The organism is Clostridium sp. SGI.024 (genome assembly GCF_050315195.1).
Classification (GTDB): Bacteria; Bacillota; Clostridia; order Clostridiales; family Clostridiaceae; genus Clostridium.
Genome location: NZ_JBNPON010000048.1, coordinates 1 through 17,869, shown reverse-complemented (window position 1 = coordinate 17,869; position 17,869 = coordinate 1). Strand labels below are relative to the sequence as shown.

18 protein-coding genes are annotated in these 17,869 nt (G+C 26.8%); all 18 read left to right on the top strand.

Annotated features, from left to right (window positions below):
- Positions 1-7 precede the first annotated feature (7 nt).
- The 18 genes from rlmH to tetB(P) all read left to right on the top strand — a co-directional run bounded on the left by rlmH (position 8) and on the right by tetB(P) (position 17,050).
- Complete coding sequence (gene rlmH / locus ACQRD5_RS12485; protein ID WP_427746905.1) at positions 8-487, top strand: 23S rRNA (pseudouridine(1915)-N(3))-methyltransferase RlmH; 480 nt, start codon at positions 8-10, stop codon at positions 485-487.
- 182 nt (positions 488-669) lie between these two features.
- Complete coding sequence (locus ACQRD5_RS12480) at positions 670-1,758, top strand: DNA methyltransferase (protein ID WP_427746903.1); 1,089 nt, start codon at positions 670-672, stop codon at positions 1,756-1,758.
- Between the two features lie 23 nt (positions 1,759-1,781).
- Positions 1,782-2,954, top strand: coding sequence for an HNH endonuclease (locus tag ACQRD5_RS12475; protein WP_427746901.1), 1,173 nt, complete (start codon positions 1,782-1,784; stop codon positions 2,952-2,954).
- A 118-nt stretch (positions 2,955-3,072) separates the two neighbouring features.
- Positions 3,073-3,411, top strand: a complete 339-nt coding sequence (locus tag ACQRD5_RS12470; RefSeq protein WP_427746899.1) for a hypothetical protein — start codon at positions 3,073-3,075, stop codon at positions 3,409-3,411.
- A gap of 12 nt (positions 3,412-3,423) precedes the next feature.
- On the top strand, positions 3,424-3,717 hold the full coding sequence (locus ACQRD5_RS12465; RefSeq protein WP_169105907.1) for a hypothetical protein: 294 nt from the start codon (positions 3,424-3,426) through the stop codon (positions 3,715-3,717).
- Positions 3,718-3,734: 17 nt separating this feature from the next.
- Positions 3,735-4,358, top strand: coding sequence for a hypothetical protein (locus ACQRD5_RS12460; protein WP_427746897.1), 624 nt, complete (start codon positions 3,735-3,737; stop codon positions 4,356-4,358).
- Positions 4,359-4,499: 141 nt separating this feature from the next.
- Positions 4,500-4,808, top strand: a complete 309-nt coding sequence (locus ACQRD5_RS12455; RefSeq protein ID WP_427746896.1) for a DUF960 family protein — start codon at positions 4,500-4,502, stop codon at positions 4,806-4,808.
- Positions 4,809-5,071: 263 nt separating this feature from the next.
- The gene (locus tag ACQRD5_RS12450; protein ID WP_427746895.1) at positions 5,072-5,200 is read left to right on the top strand and encodes a hypothetical protein; all 129 of its coding nucleotides are present in this window, start codon (positions 5,072-5,074) and stop codon (positions 5,198-5,200) included.
- A gap of 597 nt (positions 5,201-5,797) precedes the next feature.
- Positions 5,798-6,280: a hypothetical protein gene (locus ACQRD5_RS12445; protein ID WP_427746894.1), complete on the top strand. Its 483-nt coding sequence runs from the start codon at positions 5,798-5,800 to the stop codon at positions 6,278-6,280.
- Between the two features lie 105 nt (positions 6,281-6,385).
- The gene (locus ACQRD5_RS12440; protein WP_427746893.1) at positions 6,386-7,279 is read left to right on the top strand and encodes a hypothetical protein; all 894 of its coding nucleotides are present in this window, start codon (positions 6,386-6,388) and stop codon (positions 7,277-7,279) included.
- Positions 7,280-7,439: 160 nt separating this feature from the next.
- Positions 7,440-8,003, top strand: a complete 564-nt coding sequence (locus ACQRD5_RS12435; protein WP_427746891.1) for a hypothetical protein — start codon at positions 7,440-7,442, stop codon at positions 8,001-8,003.
- Between the two features lie 124 nt (positions 8,004-8,127).
- The gene (locus ACQRD5_RS12430; protein ID WP_427746890.1) at positions 8,128-8,277 is read left to right on the top strand and encodes a hypothetical protein; all 150 of its coding nucleotides are present in this window, start codon (positions 8,128-8,130) and stop codon (positions 8,275-8,277) included.
- A gap of 39 nt (positions 8,278-8,316) precedes the next feature.
- Positions 8,317-8,832 carry a hypothetical protein gene (locus ACQRD5_RS12425; protein WP_427746889.1) on the top strand — a complete coding sequence of 172 codons (516 nt, stop codon included), beginning with the start codon at positions 8,317-8,319 and terminating at the stop codon, positions 8,830-8,832.
- 33 nt (positions 8,833-8,865) lie between these two features.
- Complete coding sequence (locus tag ACQRD5_RS12420) at positions 8,866-9,327, top strand: hypothetical protein (RefSeq protein WP_427746888.1); 462 nt, start codon at positions 8,866-8,868, stop codon at positions 9,325-9,327.
- Between the two features lie 136 nt (positions 9,328-9,463).
- A complete protein-coding gene (locus ACQRD5_RS12415; protein WP_427746887.1) occupies positions 9,464-11,125 on the top strand; it encodes a recombinase family protein in 1,662 nt (553 codons plus the stop codon).
- A gap of 61 nt (positions 11,126-11,186) precedes the next feature.
- Positions 11,187-12,902 (top strand): AIPR family protein, encoded by a 1,716-nt coding sequence (locus ACQRD5_RS12410; protein WP_427746885.1) that lies wholly within the window; start codon positions 11,187-11,189, stop codon positions 12,900-12,902.
- 943 nt (positions 12,903-13,845) lie between these two features.
- Entirely contained in the window at positions 13,846-15,108 is a 1,263-nt protein-coding gene (gene tetA(P) / locus ACQRD5_RS12405) for a tetracycline efflux MFS transporter TetA(P) (RefSeq protein WP_427746884.1), read from the top strand.
- Positions 15,092-17,050: a tetracycline resistance ribosomal protection protein TetB(P) gene (tetB(P), locus tag ACQRD5_RS12400; RefSeq protein WP_006440995.1), complete on the top strand. Its 1,959-nt coding sequence runs from the start codon at positions 15,092-15,094 to the stop codon at positions 17,048-17,050. The genes tetA(P) and tetB(P) overlap by 17 nt, the downstream gene beginning before the upstream one ends.
- Positions 17,051-17,869: the final 819 nt, after the last annotated feature.

Here is a 17,869-nt window from a genome sequence, read left to right as displayed (position 1 = left end):
GTGGGATATGAATATAACTATAATTTCAGTTGGAAAGTTAAAAGAAAAATATTTAAAACAGGCAATAAATGAGTATTCCAAAAGATTATCTAGATATTGCAAGTTAGATATAATAGAATTGCCAGATGAAAAAACACCAGATAATGCATCGGAAAAAGAAGAGCTACAAATAAAAGATAAAGAAGGAGATTTAATTCTTTCAAAAATAAAGGATAATATGCATGTTGTTGCTATGGATTTAAAGGGTGAAAACCTAACATCAGAACAATTTGCATCATACATAGAAAACTGTGGAGTTATGGGGAATTCTAATATAGCTTTTATAATAGGTGGGAGTTTAGGACTTTCGCAAAAGGTAATTAAAAGAGCTAATTATAAGCTGTGCTTTTCAAAGATGACCTTCCCCCATCAATTATTTAGAGTAATGCTTCTAGAACAAATATACAGAGGCTTCAGAATAATGAAAAATGAACCATATCATAAATAAGTGAGGTTTTTACTAAAATTGGATATTAATAATAAAAAGAAAGATACTATAATAGAGTTATAGTATCTTTTTCGACATTATTATAGAATAATATAATATTTGAAATAAAAAATAAGTAGATACTATACAAAAAAAAATATGTTTTGTATTATATAAATGAATATAGATTAGGAAGTGAATAGATGTATAAATTATATAAAGGAGATTCTAGTGAATTTTACAGTTCGCATAAAGAATTAAAAAATTCTGTTAAGTTGGTATATTTAGACCCACCATATAATTCAAAGAGAAATAGAGGTGCAAGAAAGCATTATAATGACAGCAATAGTAACTGGAGAAGTTTCATGCTAGGAATTGTGAAAGATTCATTTGAAATGTTGAGAGATGATGGCTTTTTAGCTATCTCAATTAATCAAACAGAATTATTTAATCTAAAAAATATTGTTGATGAAGTTTTTGGAGAAGAAAAATTTATAGGGTTATTTCCAATAAAGATAAGACATAAAGATAGACAATTAATGATTAATGCTACATTTCACGATGTTTATGAATATATACTTATATATAGAAAAGATAAATCACAAAGATTTAATTATCAATATAAGTGCGCTAATTTGGAAAAATTTATATATAAAGTAAACTTGATAGACGATAACCCTGAAAAAACAGAGATAAACGGTAAACAGGTAGAGATATATAGTAAAAATCAATATGAAATAATAAAATGCAGCCCCTCAGAGGATAATTTGCGTAGATATATTATAGCTGGAAAATTAAAAACAGCTAATTGGTCTGGCGAATGGTTTGAGAAGCATTTAAGAAAATTAGGAAATGACTTATTAATAAAAGTTTATGGATTAGAGAATGAAGGATTAGGATATAGATGGTTTGAAACTCAAAATTTAAAACGTCAAAGTGGCGTGTATTACCAATCTGCACTTACTGCTGGAAGACCTATATTACCTACAAATGATATTGATTTAACTGATGAAGTTACTAATATATATAAAGAAGGGGGTGAAGGATGCGATTTTAAAGATTCAAAGAAGCCTGAGATGTTATTAAAATGGTTGATAGAAATTACAACACATGAGAATGAGTTAGTTTTAGATTTATTTGGGGGTAGTGGGACTACATTAGCAGTAGCTTTACAGACAGGAAGAAATTGCATTATAATAGAAAAGAATGAGGAACCTTATAAAATTATAGAAAATAGAATACATAATTTGAAGGATAAATATCAATTTAATATAGAAAAAAATATTTTTTAAATAAATAGTAAGGGGCGGATATTATGTTGGAAGTATTGATAAAGAGAAGTGATTTAAAAAAAGTTAAACCTCCTAAAATGGAGATAGGAGAATTTTGGACCTTTAATGAAGTGAACAACTTATTTGGAGCTGGACAACAGGCAGTTCACAATTCAGGGTCTTCTATGGTTGATGATACTCCGTCCTTTGCTAAAAATGTAGTCTACTTTTTAAATAATCATATAAATTATAAAACTCAACAGTTTGAAGATATAATTGAAAATCTCGATGATAATTTTTTAAGAAGTCAAGCTGATTCTGTAATTAAGTTTAGGAATAATAGGGATTATAGGATTGATACATTAAATAAGATTTTTAATAAACCTTTTGAATTTAATAAGAATATTGGAGTAGAATATTTATACATTGCGATAGTGCTATATCTTGTAAAAAAGTACAATTATTTCAACTCAAATCAAAGGAGTCATAAAATAACTAAAGAAGCTATAAAAAGGTATTATAAATCTGAGAAAGAGCTATTAGATGAATATTATAATAAATTAATTAGCGAAGAAAAAATTGATTATTTAATGGATGTATGTTATGGAAGATATTATTTTTTAGAGGTACATTTTGTAGAAAAGATTAATATACGAAATGTACCAAGGAGAATAATCGAGATGTTTTTTGAAACAGGAGTTAATAAAGTATTAGATAAAGATTATTTTGAAGAAGAGTTAGATGATGAAGTAGAGCAGAATAAAATTCAGGTTTTAACAAGTTATTCAAATGAAAAGATGGTGCAGATTGCAAATAACAGAGAACCGGAATTAATTAAAGGTGGAAAAAAAGCAAAGTACAAGACTAATCCTAAGTTAGCTAAAACGATTATAGAAGAAAAAAACTTTAAGTGTGAATATGCAGAGATTATACAAGTAGAACATTTTACTTTTAAAACTAGGACAGGCTATTATGTTGAAGCACATCATCTTATACCAATGAGTAAACAAAGTGATTTTTTACCAATAAATATAGATAGAAGTGAGAATATAATAAGCTTATGTCCAAATTGTCATAGGGCTATTCATAATGGAACTGATGAAGAGAAAGTAATGAGATTAAAAGAATTATTTGAGGCTAGAAAAGAAGCGTTAGAAATTGTTGGCATAAATATAACATTTGATAAATTAAAAGAATACTATAATATTAAAATATAATTTTTTTTTAGTTAAAAATTAGTACAAGTTATAAATATATATTATTATAATGAAGAGTGTTACTTTTTATAGAACGAAAGTAATGCTTTTTTTATTATTTTTAGAGGTGGAATAAATAATGAAGAGGGTTTATTTAAAGGAGCAATTAAAAAAGTTAAAGGATTATCCAGTAGAAGTAATTAATAGCTTACATGAAATTATAGAAATATTAGATGGTAATTATGGAGTCAATAGAAGTGTAGATAATGACTTAGGTGGATACGTAGTTATAGCAGAAAATATCGTAGATATTGAAATACTGAAGCGAGATAAGCTGAAAGGATTGATAGCAGAATACACTGATATGATTGAATGTAGTGAAGGAGTTAATTGGACTTCTTCACTATTTTTACTTTCTAGTGATTTTTCAATTGTAGTAATAACAACAGAAGAATTATCTAAGTTCCTACTAGAATGATGGAGGGAATAGATGAATAAGAAAATAATTAAACAGACTAAGTATTGTAATATTTTAGAGCAAGTTAAGGTTGCTGATAATGAATATACTTATACTGTAGAAAAGATATATATTAAAGCATTAAGAAGAAAAGAATTAAGATTTTGTGTATATAAGTGTACTAGGAGAGGGGATGAAACATATATTCCGAGAAGTTTAGATGTAACAGAAGAGGAATTTCAAGAATTAATAGTACAGGCAATAAGAACTAATATGTTTTCAAAAGAATTTATAACAGCTATAAAAGAAGAATTGATTAAGGAATAAAGAGAGGATAAATAGAAATGATTAGTAATGAAAATATAATAATAATGAATGTAGAAAATTCAGAAATAATACAACAATATGCAATAAGAGAAATTAAGAAAGTGTTAGATAAATATAAGAATATAAGAACAGAAGAATTAAGAAGTGTAGAAAAGCTAATTAATAGTATTAGCAATAAAGAACTAAAAGAAGAATTCTTAAATGATTGGAGTATGTCAGTAAAGTTAGCAAAAGAAATTGGTGAAAATGAAGTTGATGATAGGATAATTTCTATGTACCAAACTCTGAAAAGTAATGGATTAGAAGATTTATCAATAGATTATGTTATTAATTGGTGTGATAAATTAGATAGCAATGGATATGTAATGATTGATGATTATAGCATACTTTATAAAAGTTCAGCTAATTTAAAAGAAATTGAAAGAGAACTATTAGATGATATGCTTGATGATGCAATTCATGTTGATTCTCTAATAGATAAGGATTCTTTAGCTGAATATTGGATAGAGCAGACCAGTAAAGAAGAGGTAATAGATGATTTAATTAGAGGAAATAATATTGAAGAATTATTAGGACTTATTCCAGAAACTATATATGAAGATGAATATGAGAAGTATCTGTATTCAGAAGTAGATTGTTAAAGAAGTTATATCTTAGTTAATAAGGTATGACTTCTTTTATTTTAAGGAGAAGAAAAAGTATGAGGAAAAGAATTTTATGCATAGGGATAATAAGAGCTGGAAAGCTTGTAATAAAAACTGATAATGAGGAGATAAGAAAAGATGTTTAATAAAAGTAATAGATACATGACTAAAGGAATAAATCAAACATTAGACATTTCATTACAGGTAATGTTATGGCAGATAATTGATGATTTTAAAGATACAAAGGAAATAGAGCTAGATTATCTACAAGTTTTTAAGATAAGAAGAAATAAAAATGAATTAATAATAGAGCATACACAAGAAGTACCTGAATATAAGAAAGTTTATTTGTTTAATAATCTAGGTAGTTTAATAGAAGAAGATTTAAAGATATTCATAATTGATGAGAATGACTACAATATAATGCTTTTGGCAGAGGAATATTGATTGAAAGGTGGTGATAAAGAAGGAAGGGTAAAAGTTTTAAATGGAAAGGAGAAAAAGTAATGGATATAATAACAATAGTAAAAGTTGTAGGAACAATATTAACAGTAGTTGCTACATCAATAGAAACAATAGCAAATGATAAATAAAATAAGAAACAATAACATAGCAGAGAGCAAAAGAAATAATCAGATAGCGTAGAAATAAACATAATAGAAAAAAGAAACGAAGAACATAAGAAATGATAAAAATAAGCATAGTTTAAGTTGATAGTAACATTAAAAAATGTTAGATTTCTGAAATACAGGCATAATAAAATACTACTAGCTACTGAAAATACAGGAATAAGAGCTGATAGCACAGTAGAGTTAAGTAATTCTTGGGCTATAAGTTAATAACTATTTGTAAGCCAGTAAGTCTTAGCTCCGATAATTCCACTTGAAAGTTAGGGGAACTTAGAACAATATAATAGATAGTAAATTTGATACTATGACTAATTACACTAAAAAATAAAAAGAATCAGATTGATAAAACAAATAAATAATAGAATTGGAACTTGGAACTCGGAAAGAAAGGACTTGGACTTACGGGGGGTAGGGGGGAATATGACTAATAAGAATTGAAATAAAATAAAAAAATAATAATTACAATACAAAAAGTAATTATTATTTAATATATGATAAGAGTATAATTGATAAGTATTCAGATATAAGTATAATAAATAAAATATATTCAACTAATGAATAGAGTACTAATGGATACTCAAATAACAATAATAACATATAATGTAGATATTCAAATAGAATAGAAATAGATAAATCAGAAAAAGTTAATAAATAGAAAGATGATTTATACAAATAAATATAATAATCAAATTAGATATAAGTAGACTGATATTAAGATATTTTCAAGAAGTAAAAAGCTTAATGAAAATACAAATAATATTTGTCTACTTATATTTTTTATTAATAAAGTACTAGGAGGTAATTAATATGGGATTTGATGTGTGGAAATTAGGTGTACAAGCTAAAATAGGGTTATTAAAAGCAGATATTAAAGGAAAACATAGAGAAAAACAATGTAATAAATACATTCGTAAAACAAAGCAAGAAACTACTGCAAGTATAGTTACTACAAAAAAAGAATTAGAATATTATTTAAAGAGAAAATATAATTTAATATATATAGAAGAAGAACTATATTATGAAATGGAGCAGAAGGATTATAAACAAATATTAAATAGTGTTGGAAAGACAATGTCTAAGATAGGAAAAAATACAGCAATAGTAAGTGGAGTGGTTACAGCTGGAATGAGTCCTTTTACAATACCACTTGCTTTAAATGCGATGTTTCTTGGTATAATATCTAAAAGTGATTTAGATAATTATGAGTATATAGTTGATAAAGATGAAAAGCGTATAATATTAAAACATAAAAGCTATAATCCAGTAGTAGATGAAGATTATGAGGAATAGAAACTAGATAAAATTTCACTAAATATTTATTAAATTTTTAATAGATATTTAGTGATTTTTTTTATAATATGAGAATATATTATTTTTTTAGGAGCATAGAGTTATATGAAAAATACATTAACAGATATAGTTAAAGAACTATGGGATGAAGAGGGAAATGTTACAGAAATAAGAGTGGATGGAGAGGATTTATATCAAAAGTATTATAATAAAATTAGAAAGCAATTTGATAAAATATTAGAAGTTGCAGGAATAGATAAAAAAACAATGAAAATAGGAAAAGAGTATGTTATTGATTATGAGGATAAAGAATTAGTTAAAATATTGATTAAATCAATTAATAATTCATATGCTAAGGGTATTAGATTAGGAAATGACAACTTTACAGAAGAAGATAGATTTAAATTTATGATAGATGTAGAAAATATGATAGAAAATAAATTTAAGGGAGAAGAAAAGATTAGACAAAAGGAAAAGCTATATGGGTATACTGGCATACTTAGTGATTATAAAATTTATGCTATAAAGAATACGTTAGATGAGTTTTTGAATATTGAACTAAATAAGATGCAAAAATATTCTCATCAAAATGTAAATAAAAGTGATGCATTATATATAAATGATGTTCATAAAGCAAAGATTAGAGCAATACATAATAATAATGAAAGAGAATTTTTTAAATTATGTTCTTATAGTGAAGATGAAGAATATAGTGGCAGATATGATATGAATGAAAATGATAAAATATTAGTTCTAGATATGTACCATAGCTTTATAAAAAGAACACTTAAAGAAATTAAGTTGTTTAATGAAAAATTCTCTGACGTAAGATGTTACGAAGATGATAATATGTCATTTATAGATAAGGATAGTAAACAAGTATTTTTACAGGCACTTGAAGATTATAGAGATACTTTAGTTGATGAAGAGAATATACCAAGTGATGTGATAAAATCTATCAAAGAGTTTTTGATTAGTAAAGGAAAATTGAAAAAATAGATTAGAAGATTGATATTTAAATAAGCAATAAATATCAATCTTCTATTTTTTTACAATAGAGTACAAAATAACGAAGAGCAGTAAGATTACAAGAATATATCACATTGATAGAATACTAATATAGCTAAAAGCTAAAAAATCAAAAAAAGGAGAAGGTAAAATGGCACTAGTTAAGAAAAGAAGACCCGCGGTAGTAAAAGTTAAGGAAGACCCTATAGAAAATGAAGATATAAAAGTACAACACCAAGATAATAAAGGTGAAGATTTTAATGAAAAGACGCAACCAATTGAGAGAGTTGAAGAAAATGATGAGTCACAAAGTTTAGATGATTTTGAAGGAGTAAAATCAACAGAAAGTAGTAAGCATAAACGAGCTATTAATGGAGTAATATCGCTTGTTAATACTAAGTCAGGAAAAAGATTAATAATAGCAAAATCACTAATTGGTAATATAAATAATCCTATTAAGGTAGTAATAGGATTATCAAAAAATAAATTAGCAATAGGAGAAAAGTTACCAGCTAATGAGAATTACTTTACAGTTAAAGATTATAAAGGTAAGGGGGTAATATATTCAGCTGATTTAGTAAAAGAAATATCTGAAAAATTCAAATTAGATTTTTCGAATAGGACAACTATTACTTTTGAAGAAGTTGAGTACATAGAATATGAAGATACTACAGTAGCAATAATAACTATCAATAATGAGGAGGGGAATATATAAATGAGCAAAAATAATCAAGTAGATGAGGTAATTTCAGTAGTATCTGAAATAATAAATAATTACATAATACAGAAAAACATTGAAAAGAAATAATACATATTAAAAATAAAAGGAGAATTTAATTTTGAAGGAATTAGCAGAAGAAATACATCATCATAATGATTGTGATATACCACTAGAATATTTTGAAGATGGAGAAGTATCTTTAGAAGAGCAAAATGAAATAATGAAATCAAATTGGTACATTCAATGGATGAAAGAATATCAGAAATAAAGTAGAAAGATTATAAAAAATAAATTGGAGGAGTAAGTTATGTTAAATAATAAAAAGTTAGATTTAGAAACTGAAATAATGCTAAAAAGATTAGCTGAAGGGAGCGTATTAGTTAGGAGTTGTGATAAAGAAGAAGCCGAAAAAATAAATGCTATTTTTGTTGAAATTCCTAAAAATGATGAAACGAAAACTATAATTAGTAATTTTGCAAAGGCAGATATAAGTCCTATTGAAATAGAGCTTTTAGAAGATAAGTATTGGGTAACTTGGATACCTAATGAAGAGGTTATAATTTCTTGTGAATTAGATTGCCAGATTATAATAAATCAAATATTTGAATACATAAATACATTAGGATTAAAAAATGGACTTTATGATTATAAAGCTTATATTGATAAGAGTGAAATTACAGATAAAAATAATTTGAGTATTTCAAAATTAATATTTCCACCGATATTTAATAAAGAAACTTTCGGGAATGTAAATGGTATTTCTATAGGTTATACAGATGAATCTGATTATGATTTGATAATGAAGATTAATGAAGGATTTTAAAATACAAATTAATAATAATATGAGGTGCACATTATGAAAAAAAGACAAATGGATAAAATTACAGAGATGATTAAAACAGGAGAGGTAAGAAATGACCAGTATAATGGTGAAAATGTACTTATGAGATTAGCTATAGATGTAAAATTTAATTCAGAAAAACAACTAAATGAAATAATAAACTTGATAAAAAAAATAGATATTACTCCAGAAATTATATTAATAAATAAGAAGGAGAAGGGAATTGATATATCATGGTTTTCACAAAAAAATAACATAATTAGTAGTGAAGATTATTACTTAGTATTAATAGATAAATTTATAGATTATATTAGTAAATTAAAATTTGATAATTGGAACATTAATTTGGGAATGTTTAATGATGATACAAGTGAATTAAATTTAGAAGATAGCAGAAAAGAAATTATAATAAATCCAAGTTTTAATAGGAAAACGTTTGGTTTTAATGGAAAACCACAGTTTCATGTTGTCGGATAGAATAAATTGATTAAGTAACTGTAAGTAAGAAGCAACTTAAATATATATTATAAATTTAATAATATTAAGGTTATAGTGTGGATGAGTAACAGAGGTTGCTTATCCATTATTATAATAAGAATAAGGAGTTATATAAATGAACAAGAAAAAGATTATAGCAATTTACACTAGAGTTAGTACAATAGAACAAGCAGAAGAAGGTTACAGCAATGATGAACAGGAAAGATTACTAACTAATTGGTGTAATAAAAATGGATATGAAATCTATAAATGTTATTCGGATAGGGGGATAAGTGGAAAAGATATTAAGCATAGACCAGCATTAAAAGAATTACTAAAAGATGCTGAAGAAAAAAAGTTTGATATGGTGATATCTTGGAAAATTAATAGGATTAGTCGTAAACTATCAGATGTATTAAAAATAGTAGATATATTTGAAAAGAACAACATAACATTTAAGTCTTATTCAGAACCCTTTGAAACAGATACACCAGCAGGTAAAATGCAATTTCAAATGATGGCTTTAATTGGAGAATTTGAAAGAGGAACTATAGCACAAAACGTAAAAATGGGGATGTGTGCTAAGGCTAGAGCTGGAGAATGGTGTGGAGGAAGGGTATTAGGGTATGACTTAGTACCAATAGATGATATTCAAACTGGAAAAAGAAGAAAAACCAAGCTAATAATAAATGAAAAGGAAGCAGAAGTTGTTAGAATAATATTCAATGAATATGCTAATGGAAAGGGCTATAAGGCAATAACTAATAAGATAAATAAATTAGGTTATAAGACTAAGAAAGGTAATGATTTTTCAGTAGGGTCAATAAAAGACATTCTTACTAATCCTGTATACATAGGAAAGGTAAGATATAATGTAAGACAAAATTGGTCAGAAAAAAGAAGAAGAAATATTAATGCTAATCCAATAATAACAGATGGAATACATGATTCAATCATAGAAGAAAGTTTGTGGAATAAAGTACAAGCTGTATTGGAAAGTAAGAAAGGTAAGCCAGCTAGAATTTATGATGGTAAGTTCCCTTTAACAGGAATATTAAAATGCCCTAAATGTGGAGCAGGAATGGTAATAATGAGAACAACTAATAAATTAAAAGATGGAACAAGGAGGAGATTAACATATTATGCTTGTGGCAATTGGAAGAATAAAGGTACAGCAGTATGTAATTCTAATACTATAAGATGTGATAAAGCTAATGAGTATGTATTTAGTAAAATATCAGAACTATTAAGTAATGATAAAATGATTAAATCAATAGTAACAAATATAAATAAAGAAAGGAGTAATAGGGTAAGTCCAGCTAAAAAAGAATTAGCAAAAATAGAAAGGGAATTGCAAAAACTAGATGGTAAAAAGAAAAAGATTTTTGAAGCTTATGAAGATGAAATAATAACTAAGGAAGAATTCCAATCAAGAAATATGGAATTAAATAATAGGATAAAAATTCTTCATGAAGAAAAACAACCATTACTAGTAACGCTTTCAGATGATATATCAGAAGAAATACCTTATGAGTTTATAAAGAGCATACTAGAGAGTTTTGGTAAAATCCTAAATGAAAATGTAGAAGTAGAACAACAGAAGAAATTGTTGCATATGATAATATCAGAAATAACAATAAATGAATTAAGAGAAGTAGATTCTATAAAGTTAAAGATAAATGATAACTTGATAGAATATCTAAGTAAAGAAGAAGGAGTATCTATAAAGGGTACTCCTTCTTCTTTTATGTTAAGAAATGTTGGGATAAAGACATTGAATTTAGATATTGCTATATAAAATCACAATAATATACTATATAATAAAATTATGTAAATAATTGTAGAGGGAAGTGAATTATATGGACCCAATAACGAGTGCATTTTTAAGGGAATTTACAAAAAACTTTGAGGTACAAGAGAAGAAGGTTGAGACACAATTTGAGATGTTTGTAAATTATTGTGTAATTGCTAAAGAATATAATAGTACAGGCTTTGAGTATGAAAATATTATGACGGGAGAAGCAACGCAAGGAATTGATGGAATTGGAATAATTGTAAATAATAAATTGGTAAATACAGTTGAAGAAGTGGAAAATCTAATACAAACTAATAGATATTTAGATGTTGATTTTATAATGATACAATCTAAGACATCAAGTAACTTTGATAATAAGGAGATTTTAAATTTCTTTTCTTGGGTTAAATCTTATTATAACAATAGTTCATTATTTTCTACAGATGAAATGAATAAGTTTATAGAGATTAAAGACTATATTTTCTCAAATTCTCAATTTATGGAGAATAGAAGTCCTAAATGTAAGTTATATTATGTAACAACAGGAACTTGGACAGATGATGAAAACTTATTAGAGATAGTAAATGCAAATAAAAAAGAATTAGAAAATACTAATTTATTTTCAGAAGTTGAATTTATACCGTGTGATGGAAAGTATGTTCAAAAATTGTATAGAAAGACAAAAGAAAAGTTATCAGCAACATTTACATTAGAAAAGAAAATAACTTTACCTAAAATTGATGGGGTAGAAGTAGCATATTATGGAATAATACCATTTGAAGAATATAAGAAAATTATTAATGATGAAGATAATGGTAGAATTAGACCAGTTTTTGATGATAATATAAGAGATTATTTAGGTGAAAATAATGATGTTAATACAGAAATACAAAAAACTATTGATAGTAATAAATTTGATTTTTTCAGTATACTAAATAACGGTGTAACTGTTGTAGCTGATAAAATTACAGGTACAGGCGATACAATAACAATAACTGATTATCAGGTTGTTAATGGATGCCAAACTAGCCATGTATTATTTAATAATATAAATAAAGATGGAATAGAAAATGTATTTCTACCATTAAGAATTGTAATAACCCAAAGAGATGATATAAGGAATGATATAACTAAGGCTACCAATAGTCAAAGTGAAGTTAAAAAGGAACAACTTGAATCATTATCGGAATTCCAAAGGGACTTAGAAGTATTTTACAATACAATAGATGATGATGATATTAATAAGTTATACTATGAAAGAAGAACAAACCAATATAACACGTTTAATATTCAAAAAACAAGAATAATTGATATCCCAACTCAAATTAAAGTATTTACATCTATGTTCTTAAACAATCCACATGGTGTTTCTGGATATTATGGAACAATAGCTAAGAAAATGGGAAATAAAATATTTAAGCAAGGGCATAAGCATTTACCTTATTATGTAAGTGCATTGGCTTATTATAAATTAGAGTCTTTATTTAGAACTAATAAGATAGATAAAAGTAATAAGAGAATGAGATATCATATATTAATGGCTATAAGAGTAATAAGCACTAAAAATGCAAAAATGCCAGAGTTTAACAGTAATAAAATAGAAAGTTATTGCAAGCCAATATTAGAATTGATTTGTGATAATGATAAGTTGATTTTATTGGTAGAAAATATAATGGAAAATATAAAAAATGCATTAGGAGATACTTTAGGTGAGAGGAAAATATTTGAGAAAAAGGAAACTACAGACTTAGTATTAAATGAGATAAAAAAATTGATGTAATAAATTAATATGAAAACCTCACTTAGTACCGATACGGAGAACCGTATCACAAGTAAGTGCGAACTTTACCAAAATTGGATATATAAATGAAAGGTAGGTCTGCTTTAATTCTGCAATGAAACTCACAAAAATCTAAAATTTGAATTTTTGTAGGTTATTGTAGTTTTATTCATAGGTTCTTCGTTTTTCACCTATTTCAGCAAATTAGAATTTGTTTTTTCTAATCTATAGTATTGAAAGAAATTGTAAAACATTCCACAAATATATTTTTTATATTCATTTCAGATTTAGGTTAAAGTTAGTAGTTATTCTTTTGTGTATATAAGTTATTTGAAGTAATAAAGTTTCAATTGAATTTGGATAAATATGAATATAAAAGTATTGAAAAAAATAAAAGTTTATATATAATGTAATTATACTAAAATATAAACATGAAAAATATAAATGTAAAGGAGATGTAAATATGCGCAAAGAGGTAGTTTTTAACTAAACTAACTGAATAAGGATTATTTTAAAAAGTATATGAAAAAAATCTTGGATAACTCAAGGTTTATTTGTGGTAGAAACAATTATTAATAATATTGATATTACCATGTCTATTTGTGTACTCTAAAAATAATCAGTATTATAATGAGCATATTACATCTTTATTTGAAGAATAGGAAAACTGTGTTCTAAACACGGTATTTTTATGCCTATTTTTACTATATTTATAGATATGATATAAGACTTTAATTTGCATAGCTTAATCATAAGTTATATAAATTAAAGTTGTATATTTCATGTTTATATTTAGGTTATATAATTATGAGGCTGTAAGTGAATTATGTTCACTTACAGCTTTTTTTATTTAAGGAGATTATTTTGATGATTTATATATTTAAATATGAAGATTATGAAAAACAAATAAATTTTTTTAAAAATACTAGGATGGTGATTATTAATGGTTAATAAACTTTCAGCATATAAAACTTATTTATTATTTTCAGCTATTACAGCAATGTGTTTTTCACTAGTAGCTACAGTTATGATAGTGTATCACATTGAAACGGTGCATTTAAATCCACTTCAGCTTATACTTGTTGGAACTACTTTAGAAGTAGCATGCTTTATATTTGAAATTCCTACAGGAATAGTTGCAGATGTGTACAGTCGTAAACTATCTATTGTTATTGGTGTAGTTTTAACAGGAGTGGGATTTATTTTAGAAGTTTCTATTTCTAGTTTCGTTTTCGTACTTGTAGCACAGATTGTATGGGGATTAGGTTCTACTTTTATTAGTGGATCTGTTGAAGCTTGGATTGCGGAAGAAGAGAAAGATAAAGATTTGGATAAAATTTATATAAAGGGAGCACAAGCAGGACAGATAGGATCGGTTATTGGAATAGTACTAAGCACTGTAATAGCTAATTTATCTGTAAGACTACCTATTATAGTTAGTGGAGTCTTATTTATAATTCTTGCATTATTTTTATGGTTATATATGCCAGAAAATAATTTTAAATCATCTGCTCCAGAGGATTTAAATACTTTTAAAAAGATGGGATATACCTTTAAATCTGGTCTTAAATTTATAAAAAATAAACCTATAATTATAATTTTGCTTTCAGTAACTTTATTTTATGGATTATCCAGTGAAGGTTATGATAGACTTTCTAATATGCATTTTTTACAAGATACTATGCTTCCTAAACTTGGAAACCTTAAACCAGTGACTTGGTTCGGAATTTTTGGAATTGCAGGAATGATATTGAGTGCTATAGTAATGCATTTTATGGAAAAGAAGCTTAAGGATGATGATAAGAATAAAAATGGAAAGCTGTTATTATGTATAAATATATTTTATATATCATTTATGTTCATATTTGCTATTACAAAAAGATTTAACTTAATGCTAATAGCTTATTTAGCGACAAGTACCTTTAGAACTATAAATGAACCTATATTTAGTGCATGGCTTAATGGACATATAGATGACAAGGCCAGATCTACTGTACTTTCTATAAATGGACAAATAAATTCCTTAGGTCAAATTTTAGGTGGACCAATTATAGGAATCATAGCTACAAATATTTCAGTGAGTATGGGTATAGCATGTACTTCGTTATTAGTAACACCGGTATTAGTGTTATATATTGTTGCTATGATAATGGATAAAAAGGTGGTTGATAGAGTTGGAGGTATTGATTATGAAGAAAATAATTAATATAGGAATCGTAGCACACGTGGATGCAGGAAAAACAACTATAACAGAAAACTTATTATATTATAGTGGAGCTATAAAATCAGTTGGAAGAGTTGATTTAGGCAATACACAGACGGATTCTATGGAGCTTGAGCGTAAGAGAGGGATTACCATTAAATCATCAACCATATCTTTTAATTGGAATAATGTCAAGGTTAATATTGTTGATACTCCAGGACATGTGGATTTTATTTCGGAAGTTGAACGTTCATTAAGTGTTTTAGATGGAGCGATACTAGTTATATCAGGAGTAGAGGGTATTCAGTCACAAACAAGAATATTATTTGAGACATTAAAGGAGTTAAACATTCCAACAATAATTTTTGTAAATAAGCTAGATAGAATTGGGGCAAATTTCAATAAAGTATTTGAAGATATAAAGAAGAATATGTCCAATAAAGTAGTTAGATTACAAGAAGTATATGATGTAGGAAGCAAAGCTGTTTATATAAAAAAACTATTTGATACATGCATGATAAATGATGATGCTATTGATGTTTTATCAGACTTAGACGAAGCATTTTTAGAAAGATATATTGGTGGAATAGAACCTGATAAAGAAGAAATACAAGAAAAGCTTTCATTATATGCAAGTGAAGGAAGTCTATATCCAGTATTTTGTGGTGCGGCAGCAATTGGACTTGGAGTTGAAGACTTATTAGATGGAATTTGTAGTTATTTTCCATTTGCAGGTGATGATTGTGAAAGTGATTTATCTGGAGTAGTATTTAAAATCGAAAGAACAAGTAAAAATGAAAAGAAGGTTTATGTAAGATTATTTGGAGGAAAAATATCTGTAAGAGATAAAATTCAAGTACCTAATAAGGAGATAGCAGAAAAAGTAAAGAAAATTAATAGGTTAGAAAATGGGGGAGTTGTTGAAGCACAGAGGATAGAAGCAGGGGATATAGGTATTTTATATGGACTTACAAGTTTCCAAGTGGGAGATGTTATTGGAATTTCAAATGATAAAATTAAAAATATATCTATAGCTAAACCAGCATTAAAAACAACAATTTCTGCAATTGATAAAGAAAAAAATCCAGAGCTATTTAAAGCATTAACATTACTTGCAGAGGAAGATCCACTACTAGAATTAGAGATGAATGACATAGATAAAGAAATTTATGTCAACTTATTCGGTGAAGTTCAAATGGAAATACTAAGTTCCATGTTAGATGATTTATATGGAATAAAAGTAGAGTTTTCGAATATTGAGACTATCTATAAGGAAACACCTAAAGGTTTTGGAGCGTCAATAATGCATATGCAGGAAGACTTAAATCCATTTTGGGCGACAGTAGGCTTAGAAATAGAACCAGCAGGGAGAGGCGAAGGTCTTAGGTATATTTCTAATGTTTCAGTAGGGTCATTGCCAAAATCTTTTCAAAATGCAATTGAAGAAGCAGTTATTAAGACAAGTAAACAAGGATTATTTGGATGGGAGGTTACAGATGTAAAAGTCACTCTTAGCTGTGGTGAATTTTTTAGTCCAGCCAGCACTCCAGCAGATTTTAGAAATGTGACACCTATGGTATTCATGGAAGCATTATATAAAGCACAAACTGTTTTATTAGAGCCATTACATGAGTTTGAGTTAAAGATTCCTCAAAATGCTTTAAGCAAAGCGGTATGGGATTTAGAAACTATGAGGGCAACCTTTGATAATCCTATTGTTATAGGGGATGAATTCTCAATAAAGGGATTAATTCCAGTAGAAAATTCAAAAGAATATAAAATGAAAATAGCTTCATATACAGAAGGTAGAGGAATGTTTGTGACAAAATTTTATGGGTATAAGGAAGCTTCAGCTGAATTTTCAAAAGCACGCAAAAAAACAACGTATGATCCATTGAATAAAAAAGAGTATTTGCTTCATAAACTAAACGCAATTAGAGATTAAATTTAAATAGATAAGTTAAATTTTTATATGTAGGATTTAAATATAAGACATTCAAAGCCTAAAAGTAAAGGAAGGGTCGTCTGAAGAAGATGAAGACCCTTCCTTTTTTCATGTTACTATGCTTAATTGTAAGTGCTTGAAATTTGTAATATAATGTAAATAAAGTTTTTAATAATAAGGGGACGGCACAAATGAAAATCGACTTTAAAATAACAAAAGATGACTATATAAGCTTCAATTTACATCATTTAGAAAACTCGAAATCACAGAAAAGTACATTTAACATACTTAGATATGCTGTACCCATAATACTTTCTATACCAATCTACTTTACAGGAACGGGGATATTTAATCAACCGAGTATATATTGGATTATAGTAGCGATAGTTTTTTTAGTCATTTGGATTTTAACATATCCTAAGCAATACAAAAAATTAGTAGCTAAAGAAACTGATAAACTCATAAGTTAAGGAGATAATTCATCAATATTTGGAAGTAAGACTTTAGAAATTATTGATGGGACAATAGTAGTAAAAGGGGATTCTATATCAGAAACAGTATCGTTAGAAAGTATAAAAGATGTAAAAGTTTACGAAGATATGATCCTTATATATAAGTGGATTTGTAGCTCATATAATTCCAAGGAGATATTTAGATAAAGAAATAGAGAAAGAACTTATGAAAGAGCTTAAAAAATATAAGGCTTTAGAACAATTAAAGTAAAACGTGCTCCTTTGGAGGTGTAACGGAGAACCGTACCATAAGTAAGCCTCCAAATCTATGATTTGGCAAGGCGAACTTACTCAGCGAGCGAATGCG

Bases quoted from the DNA above. Each gene is read 5' to 3' on its own strand.
- rlmH (WP_427746905.1), top strand. From the start codon at position 8: ATGAATATAACTATAATTTCAGTTGGAAAGTTAAAAGAAAAATATTTA.
- ACQRD5_RS12480 (WP_427746903.1), top strand. From the start codon at position 670: ATGTATAAATTATATAAAGGAGATTCTAGTGAATTTTACAGTTCGCAT.
- ACQRD5_RS12475 (WP_427746901.1), top strand. From the start codon at position 1,782: ATGTTGGAAGTATTGATAAAGAGAAGTGATTTAAAAAAAGTTAAACCT.
- ACQRD5_RS12470 (WP_427746899.1), top strand. From the start codon at position 3,073: ATGAAGAGGGTTTATTTAAAGGAGCAATTAAAAAAGTTAAAGGATTAT.
- ACQRD5_RS12465 (WP_169105907.1), top strand. From the start codon at position 3,424: ATGAATAAGAAAATAATTAAACAGACTAAGTATTGTAATATTTTAGAG.
- ACQRD5_RS12460 (WP_427746897.1), top strand. From the start codon at position 3,735: ATGATTAGTAATGAAAATATAATAATAATGAATGTAGAAAATTCAGAA.
- ACQRD5_RS12455 (WP_427746896.1), top strand. From the start codon at position 4,500: ATGTTTAATAAAAGTAATAGATACATGACTAAAGGAATAAATCAAACA.
- ACQRD5_RS12445 (WP_427746894.1), top strand. From the start codon at position 5,798: ATGGGATTTGATGTGTGGAAATTAGGTGTACAAGCTAAAATAGGGTTA.
- ACQRD5_RS12440 (WP_427746893.1), top strand. From the start codon at position 6,386: ATGAAAAATACATTAACAGATATAGTTAAAGAACTATGGGATGAAGAG.
- ACQRD5_RS12435 (WP_427746891.1), top strand. From the start codon at position 7,440: ATGGCACTAGTTAAGAAAAGAAGACCCGCGGTAGTAAAAGTTAAGGAA.
- ACQRD5_RS12425 (WP_427746889.1), top strand. From the start codon at position 8,317: ATGTTAAATAATAAAAAGTTAGATTTAGAAACTGAAATAATGCTAAAA.
- ACQRD5_RS12420 (WP_427746888.1), top strand. From the start codon at position 8,866: ATGAAAAAAAGACAAATGGATAAAATTACAGAGATGATTAAAACAGGA.
- ACQRD5_RS12415 (WP_427746887.1), top strand. From the start codon at position 9,464: ATGAACAAGAAAAAGATTATAGCAATTTACACTAGAGTTAGTACAATA.
- ACQRD5_RS12410 (WP_427746885.1), top strand. From the start codon at position 11,187: ATGGACCCAATAACGAGTGCATTTTTAAGGGAATTTACAAAAAACTTT.